Source organism: Nioella sp. MMSF_3534, from assembly GCF_030732985.1.
Classification (GTDB): Bacteria; Pseudomonadota; Alphaproteobacteria; order Rhodobacterales; family Rhodobacteraceae; genus Nioella.
The window spans coordinates 121,407-138,332 of record NZ_JASHJX010000003.1; the positions used below are offsets into that span (position 1 = coordinate 121,407).

A 16,926-nucleotide genomic window follows, 5' to 3' on the forward strand; every position below is an offset into this window, starting at 1 on the left:
AACAGCGGACAGAAAAACGCCCCGGTCAGACAGGCTGGCCGGGGCGTTTCAGGATGTTTCGGATCGCGATGGATCAGGCGGAGATCAGCCCCATGGATTCCAGCTTCAGCAGCACCTGCTGCGCGCAGTAATCCACGTCCATGCCCTCGGTATCCACCACCAGTTCGGCGGCGGTCGGCGCCTCGTAGGGGTCGGAGATGCCGGTGAATTCCTTGATCTTGCCTTCACGCGCCAGCGCATAGAGCCCCTTGCGGTCACGGCGTTCGCATTCCTCCAGCGAGGTCGCCACATGCACCTCGACGAAGGCCCCGAAGGCTTCGATCATCTCGCGCACGGCGCGGCGGGTCGCGGTATAGGGCGCGATCGGCGCACAGATGGCGATGCCGCCGTTCTTGGTGATCTCGGAGGCGACATAGCCGATGCGGCGGATGTTGATGTCGCGGTGTTCCTTCGAGAAGCCCAGTTCCGAGGACAGATGCTTGCGCACCACGTCACCATCGAGCAGCGTCACCGGACGTCCGCCCTGTTCCATCAGCTTGACCATGATGGCGTTGGCGATCGTGGACTTGCCAGAGCCGGAAAGGCCGGTGAAGAACACGGTAAAGCCCTGCTTGGAGCGCGGCGGCGACGTGCGGCGCAGTTCCTGCACCACCTCGGGGAAGCTGAACCATTCCGGAATTTCCAGCCCCTCGCGCAGACGGCGGCGCAGCTCGGTGCCCGAGATGTTCAGGATCGTCACGCTGTCCTTGTCCGCGATCTCGTCGGCGGGTTCGTACTGGGCGCGCTCCTGCACATAGACCATGTGTTTGAAATCGACCATTTCGATGCCCATCTCGGCCTGATGTTCGCGGAACAGGTCCTGCGCATCATAGGGGCCGTAGAAATCCTCACCGGCGGAGTTCTTGCCGGGGCCGGCGTGGTCGCGGCCGACGATGAAATGGGTGCAGCCATAGTTCTTGCGGATCAGCCCGTGCCAGACGGCCTCACGCGGGCCGGCCATGCGCATGGCCAGCGGCAGCAGGCTCATGGTGGTGGTGGCGCCGGGGTACTGGTCCAGAACCGCCTCGTAGCAGCGCACGCGGGTGAAATGGTCCACATCGCCCGGCTTGGTCATGCCCACGACCGGGTGGATCAGCAGGTTGGCCTGTGCCTCTTTCGCGGCGCGGAAGGTCAGTTCCTGGTGGGCGCGGTGCAGCGGATTGCGGGTCTGGAAGGCAACGATCTTGCGCCAGCCCAGTTTGCGGAAATAGGACCGCAGTTCATTGGGCGTGTCGCGGCGGGCGCGGAAATCGTAGTGCACGGGCTGCTGGATGCCGGTCACGGCACCGCCCAGATAAACCGGGCCCGCGACGTGATGCAGGTAGTTCACCGCCGGGTGGGCGACGTCATCGGCCCCGAACACCATTTCGGCCTCGCGCGCCTTGTTGGGCACGTATTTGTCGCTGATCGACAGGATCGCAAGGATCACGCCTTCCTGATCGCGCAGCGCAATGTCCTGACCGGCTTCGATCCCGTCGGCGAAGGCCTGGCTGACGTCCAGCGTGATCGGCATCGGCCAGAGCGTGCCATCGGCCAGACGCATGGTTTCGACGACGCTTTCATAGTCTTCCTGACCCAGAAAGCCCTTGAGCGGGTTGAAGCCGCCATTCATCAGCAGTTCCAGATCGCAGATCTGGCGCGGGGTCAGATCCCAGCTGACCAGTTCGGATGCCTCGCGCTTGAGTTTCTGGGCGCTGTCGGCGGAAACGAAAAGTTCCTGAACGGGGGCAAGGTGGTTCTGCATCACTTGGGTCCTGTACTTGGGGGAAAGAAGCCCGCTGGCCGCACCGGTCAGTTCGGCATGAAGCGCGTCATATTCGGCCAGTTTGCGGGAAAGAAAACGATCGGTGAGACGGGCCTTTTCAGCCGCCCCGCGAGAGGTGAGCGCATAGGCGAAGCGCTGGCGCTTGTCGGTGCTGTCGCGGTCGGTGACCTTGATCAGCCCGGCGTCGGTCACCGCGCGCAATACCGCATTGAGCCGCCCGAGCGAGATGCCAAGCGCCGCCGCCGTCGCCCGCTGAGACGCGTCCGGCGCCAGATCCAGCTGGCGCAGAAGGCGGAAGAGCAGGTCGTCTTCCGGCAGGGTGGGCGTTGGTGCGGGCATCGCGGGCGACTCAAAGTTTGTTCACGAATGAACATATGTCACATGATGCAGGTGCAGAAAAGGGGAAATCTGACAAGCCGATTGGAAAAACAAAAGGGCAGGTCCGATTTGATGCCGAACCTGCCCTGATAGGCTTGGATGATGGGGGCACGCAGAATGCCGCCCGTGATCTTAGTCAAACCGGCCTTCGTTCACCTGCCAATAGGCATCCGTGCCTTGCAGGGGCGAATTGTCGGCGATCAGGTCGATGGCAAGCTGCCCCTGGCCGTTGCGCGCCCTGACATCAGCCCCGGCGGCGATCAGGGCCTCAACGATCTGCGGGGCTTCATCTATGAACCGTCTCATGGCGCGGTGCAGGGCGGTGTTGCCGGTCTGGTCACGGGCCTCGGTACTTGCCCCGGCTTCCAGCAAGGCGACAGTGACCGCACTGCTTTCGTTGAGGGACACGGCGATATGCAGCGGTGTCGCCCCCCGCAGGTCGCGGGCATTCGGGTCCGCGCCATGTTCCAGCAAAAGACGGGTCACCTCCGGGTTGGAATTGTGCCAGGCCGCCAAATGAAGGGCGGTGAACCCGCGTTCTTCTCGCGCAGACAGATCGCTGCCCGCAGCAAGCAGCCGTTCCGTCGCAGCAGGGTCAGGGTTGAGGCCAGCAACCAAGTGAAGCGCGGTCGAGCCGTCACTCCGGCGGGCATTGGGGTCGATCCCCCGAGACAGGAGAAACTGAATGAGATCCGGGCTGGCACTACTGGCGGTATCGTGAAGGAATGTCGAGCCGTGTTCCGACCGGGTGAGCACATCAAATCCCTGATCGACGACATGCATCAGAAAGATGCTATTGGCCCCCATGGCCAGAAGCTCGCGGACCGAGGCCGGGTCTCGCGCCTGAAGGTCGAACTCAGCGCCTGCATTCAGCAACAGCGTGGTCACGGAATGATCGGGGTTCAATACTGCCGCGGCAACCAGCGGACTGAACCCGTCCGGGGTCGAGAAGGACAGGTCAAACCCCGCATCCACCAACAGCTGCACAATTCCCGGCGGGGCAGAGGCCGCCGCGGCCAGAAGCGGGGTTATGCCGGTTTCATCGGGTGCCATGCTCTGCCCTTGGGCGATGCAGGCGGCCACATCATCGGCGGTTGCCGTTTGATAGAATTCCAGTGTCGTCATGCCGTCACAGGCAAAAGCCGCCGTCGCGGCGACAGAGAACAAGGCGGAAATCGTCGGTGCTAACAGCTTTCTCATTAAAATTCCTAGGTTGTTATAGCTCGGCTAATACGCGAACGTTCCACATTTCTTGCATTCATGGCAACAGCCTTCCGCCAGTGGCTCAGCCCCGGATGCGCCCCCCGGCCCTTTCGGCCCGCGAGTGGTTGGCATCCGGCGCGGGGGCTCAGAACAGCGGGCGGTTGCCGCGCAGGCAGGCCACGGACAGCTGCCGCGTCTGCGGGAAGTCGCCGTTGAAGTTCTCGTATTGCGTATGCAGCCGGTCAATCTCGCCACTGTCGAACAATTGCAGGATCTGCCCGTTCCACTGTGCCAGCAGATCGGGCCTCTGGCGTGACACCATGAAGGCCGCGCCCACAGGCGGCATCTCCATCCGGTCCACCTCGACCAGCATCTGTGCGGCCCCGGCCACGGTCTCTAGCGAGCGCGTGGTTCCAAAGACGGCATCCACCTGCCCGGACAGGGCGGCCTGCACCGCTGCCTCGGTCGTCTCATACACCGCCAGCCGCAGCCCCCGCTGCACAAGCGCCCATTCCTGTAGCGACCCGCGCACCGTGGCGATGGTGGCCGTGGTCACGTTCAAAGCGGGCGTGCGGGCATAGAACATCTCGTCCCGGCTTTGGAAATACAGCAGGGGGCAGGTCAGGTTGCCCATTTCCGCCCGTGCGGGCGTTGCCGCCAGACCGCCAATGGCGATATCGAGCGTGCCCTCGGATATCCCGCGCAGAAGCCCCGCCAGCGGGTGCATCTCCAACCGGCAATCCTGCCCAAGCCGCGCGCAGATCCGGGAGGCCACATCAACATCGAACCCGGTGATCTGCCCAAGGTTGTCGCGGTAGGCATAGGGCGGATAATCCTCGGACACGCCGATCACCACCGGCTGCGCGGCGGCGGCTGTGGTCCAGAGCATCAGGGACAGGGCGAGAAAACGCAGAAGCTTCACGTAGGTCATTCAATTTCCTTGGGCTTGTGTCAAAACTGGATGTGCGCAAAGGCATGGCTCGTGAGCCTAGACCGCCCCTGACCGCAGGGCAATATCGCCCGCCCGGTCCTATTCGGCAGCCGAGACCGACGGAACAGCGGTGCCCTCCCTAGCCACCTGATCGAACAGCCAGTCGCGGAAGGCCCGGATGATCGGGTCGCCTGCCCGGTCTTCGCGATACGCCACGGAATAGATGATCATCGGCATCGTCACGGTCTCGAACAGGCGCACCAGTCTGCCAGAGGCGAGCGTGCCCCGCACGACCGAGTCGTAGGCCAGCGACACGCCCTGTCCACGTTCTGCGGCGGTGGTGGCCAGCTCGCAATTGGGAAAGACAGGGCCTTTTGGCAGCACCGGGTCCAGCAGGCCCGCGGCGGCGAACCAGTCGCCCCAGGCATCGTCGGTCTCGTCATACATCAGCCGCAGGCGCAGCAGGTCCTCGGGCCGCTCCACGCCTTCCGAGTCGCGCAGATGCGGGCTGATCACCGGGTAGCGGTTGGACTGCATCAGCGGTTCCGTCACCACACCGGGGGTAAGGTCGGTCGACCACTGGATCACCACGTCGCTGTCATTGCTGGCGAAATCGGTCGAGGGCGCGCCGGTCGAGACCCGCAGCCGCACCCGGTCTCCGAACTCCAGCCGGTCGAGCCGGGGCACCAGCCAGCGCGCCGCCAGACCGGGCGTGCACAGCACCCGCAGCGGGCGCTCCCCGGCCTGCCGGATGGCGCGGGTGCTGTCCTCCAGCCCGTTCAGAAGCCCGGTCAGCCGGCCCGCATAGCCGCGCCCGGTCAGCGTCAGCTCCAGCCGGTTGCCGACCCGTTCGAAAAGCGCGGTGTCCAGATACTCCTCCAGCGCGCGGATCTGGTGGCTGATGGCCGAGGGCGACAGGCACAGCTCCTCGGCGGCTGTCTTGAAGCTTTTGTGCCGCGCGGCGGCCTCGAAGGCGCGGACGGCGGCGAAAGGGGGCAGCTGGCGTCCCATGGCGGGTGAATTCCCTTCATGCGCCAATGAAAAAAGGTCTTTTGCGTCTGGCGCGGGTTGGACCTTAGCATGATTTCATTCCTGATCCAAACCCACGGAGGTCACCATGACCATCCCTTTCCGGGCCAGCCACCGGCTGGTGCGCTCTCTCTCCTTGTGCGCGGCACTGGCGCTGACGCCGGTCACCGCAGCGGCGCAGGATCTGCTGGCATGGCGCGAGGCCCCGACGATGCAGGCGCTTGTCACCCATATGGAAGACTGGCTGGATGCCCACACCGATCTGCCAAGGCGCGAGGCCCCGCCGCTGATCCAGCTGACCAGCCACGCCCATGCCTCGGGCATCGCCCATAGCCACCAGACCTCGGCCAGCCCGACCCTGCGGGGGCTCTACGACCCCGAGGCAGAAACGGTCTGGCTGGTGCAGCCCTGGGACGCCCGCAACCCCTATGACGTCAGTGTGCTGCTGCACGAACTGGTGCATCACCGGCAGGCGGCGGCGGGCCATTGGTATTGCCCCGGCGCGCAGGAACTGCCCGCCTACCGCATCCAGCAGGAATGGCTGAACGACCTCGGGCTGGAACCCGATGTGAACTGGATCGCCGTGGTGATCGAGGCCGGGTGCACGCCGCGCGACATCCACCCGGATTGATGCGTCACTCCTGCTCGGCCAGCCAGTGTTCGGCGTCGAGCGCGGCCATGCAGCCCATCCCGGCGCTGGTCACGGCCTGGCGGTACTTGTGGTCGGTCAGGTCGCCCGCCGCGAAGATGCCGGGGATCGAGGTGCGGGTGCTGCCCGCCTCGACCTTCACATAGCCGCCATTGTGCAGGTCCAGGACGTCCTTGACCAGCTCGTTCGCAGGCGCATGGCCGATGGCGACGAAGACACCCTTGCAGGGGATCTCGGTGATCTCGCCGGTCTCCACATGCTTGACGCGCACAGCCTCGACGCCCTTGGGGTTGTCGCTGCCCACGACCTCCTCCAGCACGTGGTGCCACAGGGGTTCGATCTTGGGGTTCTTCATCAGCCGGTCGATCAGGATCTTTTCGGCGCGCAGCTCGTCCCGGCGGTGAATGAGCGTGACCTTGGAGGCGAAATTGGTCAGGAACAGCGCCTCTTCCACGGCGGTGTTGCCGCCGCCGATCACCACGATCTCCTGCCCGCGATAGAAGAAGCCATCACAGGTGGCGCAGGCCGACACGCCGAAGCCCTTGAACGCCTCTTCCGAGGGCAGGCCGAGCCACTTGGCCCGTGCGCCGGTGGCAAGGATCACCGCGTCGGCGGTGTAGGTGGTGCCGCTGTCGCCCTGCGCCACGAAGGGACGAACGGAGGTATCCAGCGAGGTGATGATGTCGCCGATGATCTCGCAGCCCATGGCCTTGGCATGGGCCTCCATCCGCACCATCAGGTCAGGCCCCTGCACCTCGGTGTCGCCGGGCCAGTTCTCGACCTCGGTCGTGGTGGTCAGCTGCCCGCCCGGTTCGATCCCCTGCACCAGAATGGGGTTCAGCATCGCGCGGCTGGCATAGACGCCGGCGGTATAGCCAGCCGGGCCGGAGCCGATGATCAGAACGCGGGTGTGGCGGGTGTCGGACATGGAGGCTTCCTTGGGTGTGTCATGAGTCGCCGCCAATGTAGCCACCCCGCGCGGGAGGCAAAAGGGGGGGCAGGGCCGGATCGCGCCGGGCCTGTGCCTGCCCGTGTCCTAGTAGTCCGAATCCCCGCCGCCCCGGGTCATGGCTCCGCGCACGGCCTCGATGCAACCTTCCGCCGTGGGTGCTTCGCATTCATAATAGCGCCCGTTGACGAAGACGAAATACTGCTCGCTGCCGCCGAATTCCGCCGGTCGCGTGGCCACTGTGTAGGTCTGCCCGTCGATTGCCACGACTGTCCTGTCGTAGAACGTGGACTCCGGTAGGTCCGGCATGCGCAAGGAGTCGCCGCAACTCGCAAGGGCGACAGCCGGGATCAGGATCAGGCTGTGCAGCTTCATCATAATTCTCCTTTGTTTGAATCCGCTCATAAACATTCACACCATAACACATTCTTCTGCGCGATGCCGGGTCGTGTGGTGGCACTTGCATTTCCGACTTGTCCGGTACATATCTTGCGCGCCCTTGAAATATTCTTGCGCAAAGGGCATGTCCGATAACAGGAATATTAAACGTCTGGGGAGGCGAGCAGAAACATGCCAGGGGCAAAACTGGACCAAACCGACCGCATGATCCTGGCGGAGCTTCAGGGCAATGGCCGCATGACCAATGTGGAACTGGCCAGCCGCGTCGGCATTTCCGCCCCCCCCTGCCTGCGCCGGGTCCGCACGCTGGAGGAACAGGGCTTCATCAAGGGGTATCACGCCGATGTGGATGCACGGCAACTGGGCTTCGAGGTTCAGGTCTTCGCCATGGTCGGGCTGCACAGCCAGGCCGAGGCCGATCTGGTCGCCTTCGAGGACCGCTGCCGGGCGTGGCCGCTGGTCCGCGAATGCCACATGCTGAACGGCGAGATCGACTTCATCCTGAAATGCGTGGCCCCCGACCTGTCCACTTTCCAGAGCTTCTTGACCGAACAGCTGACCGCCGCCGACAATGTCGCCCATGTGCGCACCTCTCTGGTCATTCGCGGGGCCAAGGACGACCCCGGTGTGCCCTTCGACGTGCTGGAGGAACGCATCGCGCGCGAGGGTTAGGCCATGCTTCCCGTCAATCCGGCGCGGATCAAGCAGCTCTACGGGCAGGCGATGGCCGCCCAAACCGCAGGCCGGACCGAGGAGGCGCTGGCGCTTTATGCGCAGGTGTTGCAGGCCCGTCCCGATCTGGCCGAAGCGCATTTCCAGGTGGGCCGCATCCATGCCGCGCGCGGGGATGCCGCCAAGGCCGAGACCGCCCTGCGCAAGGCGCTGAAATCCCGGCCAAAGGAACCCGCGATCTGGCAGGGGCTGGCGGCCGTCCTGACCGGTGGCAAGCTGAAGAAACTGCAACGGGAGGCTGCTGCGGCGGGCATTCCCCTGACCTCCGGCCCTGACATCGCCCCGATCCTGCGCCAGATCGAACAGGGGCAGGCCAAGGCCGCCGAAACCGCCGCATTCGCACTGGTCACCCGGTTTCCGAATGCGGCCGGGCCCGCGCTTGCACTTGGTCTTGCCCGAATGGCTCTGGGACATTGGGCGGGGGCCATCGGACCGCTCGAAAAATCCGTGGACCGCGCCCCGGACGATCCCCGCGCGCTGCTGGCTCTTGGCGAATGTCATGTGCATCTGGGGCAATGGCTGCGGGCCGAAACGGTCCTGACCCGCGCCGCTGATCGGGGGGCGGATGTGACATTGCCGCTGGCCCGAGCCTTGCGCGAAACCTGCCGCGTGGAAGAGGCCGAGGCGCTCTTGGCAAGCGCCATCGCGCGGCACAGGAAACGCCCCGACCTGCATCTGGATCACGGCGATACGCTTGCCGCCCTGCGCCGCCCGAAAGAGGCACGCCGCGCCTATGACGCCGCCATCCGCCTTGGCCGGTCGCGCGGCTTTCTGGCGCGGCTGTCGGAAACGCTGGCCGCCGAAGGCGAAAGTGGGGCCGCTGCGGCGCTGATGGACGAATTGGTAAGGTCGGACCCGAAGAACGTCGCCTTCCGCACCATCCGGGGCCAGCAGCGCCAGACGGCGGGCGACATGGATGGCGCGCGCGCCGATTTGCTGGAGGCCACGCGGATCAGCCCCGACGCGGCCGAGGCGATCCGGTCCTATGTCGGGGGCGGCAAGATCAAACCCGATGACCCGATCCTGCCGATCCTTGAGGCGCGGGCAGACAACGCGACCCTTCCCGCGCTCAGCCGCCGGGTGCTGGCCTTCGCCATGGCCAAGGCGCAGGAGGATCTGGGCCATCACGATCGGGTCTTCCGCTATCTCAACCGCGCAAACCGGATGATGCGGGCCGAGTTCTCCTACCGGTTCGAGGCCGATCTGGACGCAGCCCGAGCGCTTGTTGGCAGCTATGATGCCCTGCGCAAGGCCCCCGTCCCGCGCGATTGCCCGGACGATGCGCCGGTTTTCGTCACCGGTCCGCCCCGGTCGGGAACGACGCTGGTGGAAACCATCCTTGCCGCGCATCCGCGTGTGACGGCGGGGGGCGAAATGCCGTTTCTCGTGCGCGCTCTGCACCTGCCACTGGACCGGGTGGCCGATGGCCTCATCGCTGACGAGGCAGGCTTTGCCGAGGCGGGCAGGGCCTACATGACGGCTGCACGGCGGCGCTCTGGGGCCGTGGATATCCTGACCGACAAGGCCATCTCGACCTTCTCGCGCATCGGGCAAGCTTCGCTGGCACTGCCCAATGCCCGGTTCCTGATGCTGCGCCGCGATCCGCGCGATGTGGGCCTGTCGATCTACCGCAACATGTTCCCGCCGGGGCGGCAGCTCTTTGCCACCGATCTGGCCGATATCGGGCGCTACCTGCGGCTTTACGAGGCGATGCTGGACCATTGGGCCGAGGCGCTGCCCGACCGGGTGCATGTCGTGGACTACGAGGCGCTGACCGCCGAGCCGGAGCCGCAGATCCGTGCCCTGGTCGCGGCCGCCGGACTGGACTGGGACGCCGCCTGTCTGGAACCGCACAAGGCGCGGCGCAATGTGGCGACTCTCAGCTTCGCGCAGGTGCGCCAGCCCATCTACCGGGCCTCGGTCGCGGGCTGGACACGCTATGAAACGGACCTGGAACCGCTGTTGGAGGCGCTTGAAAAGCCCGTTTCGCTGTAGCGCCGCGCCGCGCCGTGCAGCGCCGGGGGCGGTTAAGCGGGAAGGGGCGCCTCGTGCATCGCATGGGCTGCCGGATCGAAGCAATGCCCGATCACCTCCGATCCGCGCAGTTCGATGGCACGACCCGGCGGCAGTTCGGTCCAGACCCCGGCCACCTCGTCCAGCGGTTCCGAGGACACCACCACCCCCTTTCGGCAATGGCGGTAGTAGAGGCTTGGGGCATAGCGGTCCGACGCGTAGCGCGCGGCGAACAGCCGGGCACCATCGGACCAGCAGGCGGCAAAGCGCATATGGGGCATGCTGCCATGCCTGCGCGCCAACCCTTCCACCTGCCCCACGGCGCGGGCCATTGCCCCGACCGGATCAGCCGCCATCCCATGCCCGAGGGCGATCAGGAAGATCGCCTCGCTTTCGGTCGCGCCGAGGCGCTGCGCATAAAGATGCTCGGGGATCATCGCGTCCAGACGCTGGCGGAACCGATCGTGCCCGCCCGCCTGACCGTTATGCATGAAGCTCCAGCGGCCAAGGCCGAACGGGTGGCAATTGTTGCGCGATGTCGCCGTCCCGGTCGAGGCGCGTACATGCGCCATGAAAAGGCCCGCCTTCGTGTGATGGGCAAGCTGTTTCAGATTGGCATCGGACCATGCGGGGCCGGTATCCTTGTAGAAACAGGGCACTGTGCGCTCGGGCGAATACCAGGCCAGCCCGAACCCGTCCGCGTTGATCGGAGTCTTGCCGATCAGCGCATTGCGGCTCTGCTCGACCAGCGATTGTTTCTGCTCGATCACCAGCTCCTCAAGATAGCGCGGCGCGCCCGTCCAGGCGAGGAACCGGCACATCAGGCAGCGGTCCGTGCAAACCGGGCGGTGGTTTCGTCGCAGCTATAGAGCGCGGCATGGTCTTCGGCGGTTTCGGCCAGTTGCTCGACGCAGTCGATGACGAAATTCGCCTTCTCATCGGTCATCAGCGCCGACAGGTTCAGCCGCACCCAACCGGGTTTGGCCAGTTCCTCGCCCGCTTCCAGCGCCGCGAAGAGCGCCTCGGATTGCGCCTGCCCGATGCCAAGCAGCCGGTGCGCATAGGGCCCCGCGCAGGCACACCCGCCGCGCGCCTGAATGCCGTGAATGTCAGACAGCATCCGGGTGAACAGCTGATGATGAATATAGCCCCCGCGCCCGTCGCGGATGCGGAAGGCGAAGATCGGCAGGGCCTTGGCATCGGTGTTTCCCAGCAAGTCCAGCCGCGGATGGGACCGCCACCGCAACAGCGCGCGGGCGCGCAGATCGGCCTGCCGCCGGTCCAGCCAGCCTTGACCGAGCGCCGCCTTTACCATCATCACCAGCGCCGCGCGGATATCGCCGACGACATTCGGCGTGCCCGCCTCTTCGCGGGTCGACAACCGGTCCGAATACCTGTGCCGCCAGGGCGAGACGAAGCTGACCGTTCCCCCGCCGGGCAGGGTGGGCGTGACCCGCGAGGTCATCGAGTCGCGCAGGATCAGCACGCCCGACGCGCCCGGCCCGCCGGGAAACTTATGGGCCGAAAAGACGATGGCATCCTTGGCGAAATCGGTGCCGCCCTGCATCGACATCTCCATATAGGGGCCACCCCCGGCGAAATCCCAGATCGCCAGCGCGCCGCCCTGTTTCAGCACTCGCGTGACCGCATCGGTATCGGTCACGATCCCGGTGACGTTCGATGCCGCCGAGAAGCTGCCGACGATCAGGTCCGCGCCCCGCGCCGCGTCAAGCTGCGCCCGCAGATCACCCAGATCCGGGCCGCCTGCCGCATCCTCGGCCACCTCGATCACCTCGGCCCCGCTTTCGCGCCAGGGCAGCAGGTTGGAATGATGTTCATAGGGGCCGACCAGCACCACCACCCGGTGCCCACGCGCCAGCCGCGACGGAATGTCGAGCAACGCCACCAGCCGGTTCAGCCCCGCCGTCGCGCCGGACCCGGTGAACACCACGCTGCACCCGTCATCCGCCCCGGCCAGCGCCCCGATCCGCGCGCGCGCCTCTTCCCGCATCCGGGTCATGGCCGCGCCGCAATAGGACGCCTCGGTATGGCTGTTGGCGTAATAGGGCAGCACCGCGTCGCGCACGAAATCCTCGACCACCGTCAACGCCCGGCCAGAGGCGACGTAATCGGCGTAGATCAGGGGCTTCTGCCCGAACGGCGTGTCGATCAGGATGCCGTCGCCGATGACCCCGGAGCGCAGGACATCCACCAGGTCGCTTCGGTCGAGAGAGGCTTGAAAACGGGCAAGGGGGGTCATGTCGGGCTCCAGTTCGCTGATTTCGGGAATCTGACACCCGGATGGCGCGATTTCATCACCGTTCTTTTCATGATATAGGGCAAAATTGGGTCATTTGATCGGAGAGAACCTGTGAAACTAGATCAGATAGATTGTCTCCTGCTGGAGGCACTTCAGCGGGATGCCAGCCTGTCGCAACGGGCACTGTCGGAAAAGGTGGGCCTGTCGCAGAACGCCTGCTGGCGACGTCTGCGCGCGCTGGAGGATCGAGGCGTGATCCGGGGGCGCACCGTGCTGCTCGATCGGGCACAGTTGGGGGCCACGCTGGTGGTCTTCGTGATGGTCAAGACGCGGCATCATTCTGCCGACTGGCTCAACGCCTTTCGCCGCCATGTGCGGACGATCCCCAATGTGGTGGATTTCTTCCGGATCGGCGGGGAGTACGATTACATGCTGAAGATCGTGGCGCGCGACATGGCCGATTACGACCTTTGCTACAAACGGCTGATCGAGGGGGTAGAGCTGGACACCGTGACATCCTTCTTCGCGATGGAAGCGATTGAGGAACAGCGCCCGATTCCCCTCCGACCGATCGGGTAGGGCGTCCATCTGGACCGCGCAAAGAAAAAGCGGCCCCGGAAGGCCGCCATTTTTTCAGCGTTCTGCTGGTCGGGCCGTGTCCGGCCCGTGCGTGGAATCAGGCCGATGCCGCCTTGCGCAGCATGCTCCGGCGACGATGGCGTTTGCCACGCGACCAGGGCATTTCGATCTGTTCCTTCTGGCTTTCTTCCAGAACCTTTTCCATCCAGCGCCGTTTCAGCATCTCTCTCGTCCTCTTTTCATGCCGGCCCTTTCCGGGCCATCTGTTGTCCCGTTTCCGGGTTGAGGACAATCTGGCGGAGCTTTCGGGCAGTCTTACGGCCCCGGTCCTAATTTTCCGTAAAAGGCAGGGGCGAAAATGTGGCAGGCGCGGGCCTTGTTTTCTTGGCATAAACCGGCCACGCGCCAGGGCTTCTGGGCAGCATTGGGGCAGGGCCTGTCAAGGATGCGCCAGATTCAGTCGGCCATAGAGCCAAGCGTGGCAGTCTCGCCCGATTTCCAGATTGGCATCAAAGCCGAATCGCGGAGATGAGTCGCCCGTAATCGGCCTCGCCCTGATGCACGGACCGGCGGTAGGAAAAGAACCGATCCGGGTCCGAATAGGTGCAATGCCGCGTCCATTCCGCTTGCCCCACCCCTGCCCGACGCAGCCGGTGCAGCCCATAGGCGGGCAGGTCGAACAGGAACCGGTCGCCCTCGCCATTGATGAAGAACATGGAATTCTCGCGGTCTTCGTCAAAAAAGGTCTCGAAAAACTCCGGCCCCACCTCATAGGCGCGCTGGCTGATCGAGGGGCCAATGACGGCGTGGATGTTTTCCCGCCGCGCGCCAAGCTCCTCCATGGCCTCCAGCGTCGAGTCCAGCACCCCGTCCACCGCCCCGCGCCAGCCCGCATGGGCCGCGCCGATGACGCCCGCCGCGCGGTCGGCGAACAGCACCGGCTGGCAATCGGCGGTCAGGATGGCGATGGCGGTGCCCGGCGTGGCGGTCACGATGGCGTCGGCCTCGGGCCTTGGCAGGGGCTGCGCATCCTCGACGGCCACGGCGCGGGTGGAATGGGTCTGGTGGACGGTGACCAGCCGCAGCACGGGCACCCCCATGGCGTCGGCCACGCGGGCGCGGTTTGTATCGACCATGCTGGTCTGATCGGATGATCCGGTGCCGCAGTTCAGCCCCTTGAAGATGCCCGAGGACGCCCCGCCGCGACGGGTGAAGAACCCGTGCCGGACGCCGTCCAGCAGGTCTGACGTGATGATTTCCAGGCTGGTGGTCACGGTCATCGGATTGCGGGGCCTTTCATGGGTCGAGGCCGGGGGGCAGGGCGGCGTCGGGCGGTGTCAGGGACATCACCTTGAACAGCGTTCCCATTTCCTGCCCATGCGTCAACCGTCTGTGTGCAGCGATATGTGAATCGAGAGCCGGGCCGCTCAATCGGGTGGCCAGCGCCTGCGCCCGTGCCGTGATGCCGAGCCGTTCGAGGAACACGCCCTGCGGCGTGGGGGCGGAGGCGCGCGCAGGCGCGGCGGCCTTGGCCAGCGGGGCAAAGGCCACATGCGCGGTCAGGTCGGCCTCTCCCGGACAGGTCAGGGGGTCGACGGGTTTGTGCGCCTTGAGGGCCTGAAACGTGTCGCCATGGCTCACGGCCGCGCCATAATCGACGATCAGCGCCGCGCCGCCATGGGTGGCGATCCTACGGCCGATATCCTCGGCCAGCGGCAGGGCCGGGGTGTTGACCTCGACGATCTGGCCCTCGGTCCTGTCGGCCAGCCGGTCCTCCAGCATCTCGAAGGCGCTTTCCGGCCCCAGACCCCAGATCAGCCGCCCGTCCTCGGCCCCGATCATCCGTTCATGCCAGCCGGTCTTGCCGCGCTGGAACTGGCGGACCGGCAGGGCGTCGAAGAACTCGTTGGCGAGCAGGAAGATCGGCCCGTCGGGCAGATCGGCCAGATGATCGTGGAAACTGACCTGATGCCCCGTCAACGCCTCGGCCTGTTTCGTGCGGAGCGCGGGAGAGACCTCGACCAGATGCAGCCGCGCCGCATCGTGAAAACCGGGCACGGCCCGCGTGGCGCGCAGCACATCGGCCATCAGCGTGCCGCGCCCCGGCCCAAGCTCGGCCAGCAGGAACGGCGCGGGCGCACCCTGATCCATCCAGACCTGCGCGAGCCACAGGCCCAGAAGCTCGCCGAACATCTGGCTGATCTCCGGCGCGGTGGTGAAATCGCCGGATGCCCCGAGCGGATCGCGGGTGGTGTAATAGCCGTGCTTTGGATGCAGCAGGCTTTCGGTCATGAACTCTGCCAGTGTCATCGGGCCGGTGCGGGCGATGCGCGTCAGCAAGCTGTCCAAAAGGGCGCTCATGCCTTGCGCCTGCGGGACAGAAGGACAAAGGCCAGACCCACGATCAGCATCGGCAGCGACAGGATCTGGCCCATGGTCAGGCCGATGCCGGGCGACAGGGACAGCACGTGGCCAAGCGGGTTGTCAGCGGTAATGAACTGCGGATCGGCCTGCCGAAAGAGCTCCACGATGATCCGCGCAAAACCATAGCCCGCAAAAAATACCCCCATGGTCAGCCCCGGCCGCGTCAGCGCCCCGCGCCGGTAGGCCAGCCAGATCAGCAGCGCGCCAAGGAGCAGCCCCTCCAGCGCCGCTTCATAGAGCTGAGAGGGATGGCGGGCGCAGAAGACCGCGTCGTCGATGGTCACCAGCCCCTGTGGCCAGGGGCAATCCTGCGCCGCGCTTCCGGGAAAGATCACCGCCCAGGGCACGTCCGACGCGCGGCCCCAAAGCTCGGCATTGATGAAATTCGCCAGCCGCCCGAAGAGCAGCCCCGGCGCGGTGCAGAGTGCCATCAGGTCGCCCGCCTGCAGCATCGGGATGCCGTGGCGCCAGCAATAGAGCCCGCCGCCGATGACCACGCCCAGGAAACCGCCATGGAACGACATGCCGCCTTGCCAGAGGATCAGGATCTCGCCCGGATTCTGCAGGTAATAGCCGGGCTGGTAAAAGAGCACATAACCAAGCCTACCGCCCGCGACGATACCAAGGATGATCCAGGTCATCAGCCCTTCCAGCTGTTCGCCGGTCATCGGGGCGGTGCCTTGTGGCCAAAGCGCCGGACGGCGCAGGGTGACCAGCGCCAGCCGCCAGCCCAGAAGGATGCCGACGATATAGGCCAGCGCGTACCAGCGCAGGGCGAACTCCATCCCGGCAATGGAAATCGAGAAGATCTCGGGCGAGATATCGGGAAAGGGGATCGCGGCTGGCAGCATCTTTGGCCTCGTCTGCTCGGGTCGCCGATTGGATGGCTGGCCCCTGCGGCGAAGTCAACCTTGATGCCGGACGCCTGCGGGGCCATATGAGGGACAAGCGACAGGAGGCCCCTCATGCAGACCCGCAACAAGTTCATGGAAGACATGTCCCAGCTGATGACCAACGCCATGGGCGTGGCGCAGGGGGCCAAGGACGAGGCGGAAACCGCGATGCGTTCGCTGATGGACCGCTGGCTGGCCGACCGCGACTTCGTCACCCGCGAGGAATTCGACGCCGTGCGCGCCATGGCCCAGAAGGCCCGCGAGGAAAACGAAGCCCTGAAGGCGCGGATCGCGGCGCTGGAGGAGAAGGGCGCGTAGCGTCGCCCGGTTCTCTGCATCCATCGTTTCAGATGCCTTAGAGGGCGGTTTCGCCGCGCATCGCGCGTCGATCCGGGGGCGGCCCTCCTCAACCCCCGCTTGCGCGGGGGCCTCAAAGGGCCGCTTGGGGTTCCACCCCAAACCCCGGAGGTATTTTTACCAAGATGAAAGGGCAGGGTGGGTGTTTCCGGGGTGATCCTGACGGGTTATCCGGTGAAAAGCGGTTCTTTGTGAATAACTTGGCCCCGATGCGAGAATCTTGTGGATAGGTCCGTGCACAGCGGATTCCTGCCTCGACTCCCAAAGTTTATCCTTTACAGACATTCCCATTGGCTCCACCATATCTGGTATGGGGTCGGGCCTGC

General features: G+C 65.4%; 17 protein-coding genes. 5 read left to right on the forward strand and 12 right to left on the reverse strand.

All coding sequences use genetic code 11. The features are described 5' to 3' along the window. Positions 1-73: 73 nt before the first annotated feature. The 4 genes from RBB16_RS02270 to RBB16_RS02285 form a co-directional block, all read right to left on the reverse strand. Positions 74-2,143 (reverse strand): bifunctional sulfate adenylyltransferase/adenylylsulfate kinase, encoded by a 2,070-nt coding sequence (locus tag RBB16_RS02270; RefSeq protein ID WP_306044594.1) that lies wholly within the window; start codon positions 2,141-2,143, stop codon positions 74-76. A gap of 171 nt (positions 2,144-2,314) precedes the next feature. Beyond that, complete coding sequence (locus RBB16_RS02275; RefSeq protein ID WP_306044595.1) at positions 2,315-3,382, reverse strand: ankyrin repeat domain-containing protein; 1,068 nt, start codon at positions 3,380-3,382, stop codon at positions 2,315-2,317. 148 nt (positions 3,383-3,530) lie between these two features. Next, the gene (locus RBB16_RS02280) at positions 3,531-4,316 is read right to left on the reverse strand and encodes an ABC transporter substrate-binding protein (protein WP_306044596.1); all 786 of its coding nucleotides are present in this window, start codon (positions 4,314-4,316) and stop codon (positions 3,531-3,533) included. A gap of 99 nt (positions 4,317-4,415) precedes the next feature. Further along, positions 4,416-5,327: a LysR substrate-binding domain-containing protein gene (locus tag RBB16_RS02285; protein ID WP_306044597.1), complete on the reverse strand. Its 912-nt coding sequence runs from the start codon at positions 5,325-5,327 to the stop codon at positions 4,416-4,418. 106 nt (positions 5,328-5,433) lie between these two features. On the opposite strand from RBB16_RS02285, the gene RBB16_RS02290 reads away from it, so the two are divergent. Next, a complete protein-coding gene (locus RBB16_RS02290; RefSeq protein ID WP_306044598.1) occupies positions 5,434-5,976 on the forward strand; it encodes a DUF6647 family protein in 543 nt (180 codons plus the stop codon). Between the two features lie 4 nt (positions 5,977-5,980). Here the strand turns inward: RBB16_RS02290 and trxB are convergent, their stop codons facing one another. Further along, positions 5,981-6,922 (reverse strand): thioredoxin-disulfide reductase, encoded by a 942-nt coding sequence (gene trxB / locus RBB16_RS02295; protein ID WP_306044599.1) that lies wholly within the window; start codon positions 6,920-6,922, stop codon positions 5,981-5,983. 108 nt (positions 6,923-7,030) lie between these two features. Beyond that, positions 7,031-7,318, reverse strand: a complete 288-nt coding sequence (locus tag RBB16_RS02300; RefSeq protein WP_306044600.1) for a hypothetical protein — start codon at positions 7,316-7,318, stop codon at positions 7,031-7,033. Positions 7,319-7,513: 195 nt separating this feature from the next. Here RBB16_RS02300 and RBB16_RS02305 point away from each other — a divergent pair, with 195 nt between their 5' ends. After that, positions 7,514-8,014, forward strand: coding sequence for an Lrp/AsnC family transcriptional regulator (locus tag RBB16_RS02305; protein WP_071688587.1), 501 nt, complete (start codon positions 7,514-7,516; stop codon positions 8,012-8,014). Between the two features lie 3 nt (positions 8,015-8,017). After that, positions 8,018-10,069 carry a tetratricopeptide repeat-containing sulfotransferase family protein gene (locus RBB16_RS02310; protein ID WP_306044601.1) on the forward strand — a complete coding sequence of 684 codons (2,052 nt, stop codon included), beginning with the start codon at positions 8,018-8,020 and terminating at the stop codon, positions 10,067-10,069. Positions 10,070-10,101: 32 nt separating this feature from the next. Here the strand turns inward: RBB16_RS02310 and RBB16_RS02315 are convergent, their stop codons facing one another. Continuing rightward, positions 10,102-10,908 carry a class II glutamine amidotransferase gene (locus RBB16_RS02315; protein ID WP_306044602.1) on the reverse strand — a complete coding sequence of 269 codons (807 nt, stop codon included), beginning with the start codon at positions 10,906-10,908 and terminating at the stop codon, positions 10,102-10,104. Beyond that, positions 10,908-12,347 (reverse strand): aminotransferase class V-fold PLP-dependent enzyme, encoded by a 1,440-nt coding sequence (locus tag RBB16_RS02320; protein ID WP_306044603.1) that lies wholly within the window; start codon positions 12,345-12,347, stop codon positions 10,908-10,910. The genes RBB16_RS02315 and RBB16_RS02320 overlap by 1 nt, the downstream gene beginning before the upstream one ends. A gap of 111 nt (positions 12,348-12,458) precedes the next feature. On the opposite strand from RBB16_RS02320, the gene RBB16_RS02325 reads away from it, so the two are divergent. After that, positions 12,459-12,926 (forward strand): Lrp/AsnC family transcriptional regulator, encoded by a 468-nt coding sequence (locus RBB16_RS02325; protein ID WP_306044604.1) that lies wholly within the window; start codon positions 12,459-12,461, stop codon positions 12,924-12,926. Between the two features lie 97 nt (positions 12,927-13,023). Here the strand turns inward: RBB16_RS02325 and RBB16_RS02330 are convergent, their stop codons facing one another. From RBB16_RS02330 to lgt, 4 genes are all read right to left on the reverse strand, one after another. Continuing rightward, positions 13,024-13,149: a hypothetical protein gene (locus RBB16_RS02330; protein ID WP_281249797.1), complete on the reverse strand. Its 126-nt coding sequence runs from the start codon at positions 13,147-13,149 to the stop codon at positions 13,024-13,026. Between the two features lie 286 nt (positions 13,150-13,435). Next, complete coding sequence (pgeF, locus tag RBB16_RS02335) at positions 13,436-14,206, reverse strand: peptidoglycan editing factor PgeF (protein ID WP_306044605.1); 771 nt, start codon at positions 14,204-14,206, stop codon at positions 13,436-13,438. A gap of 16 nt (positions 14,207-14,222) precedes the next feature. Continuing rightward, complete coding sequence (locus tag RBB16_RS02340) at positions 14,223-15,287, reverse strand: class I SAM-dependent methyltransferase (protein ID WP_306044606.1); 1,065 nt, start codon at positions 15,285-15,287, stop codon at positions 14,223-14,225. Next, a complete protein-coding gene (gene lgt / locus RBB16_RS02345) occupies positions 15,284-16,198 on the reverse strand; it encodes a prolipoprotein diacylglyceryl transferase (protein WP_306044635.1) in 915 nt (304 codons plus the stop codon). Before lgt ends, RBB16_RS02340 begins: the two co-directional genes overlap by 4 nt. A gap of 117 nt (positions 16,199-16,315) precedes the next feature. Here lgt and RBB16_RS02350 point away from each other — a divergent pair, with 117 nt between their 5' ends. Further along, entirely contained in the window at positions 16,316-16,561 is a 246-nt protein-coding gene (locus RBB16_RS02350) for an accessory factor UbiK family protein (RefSeq protein WP_071688580.1), read from the forward strand. The last annotated feature ends 365 nt before the right edge of the window (positions 16,562-16,926 follow it).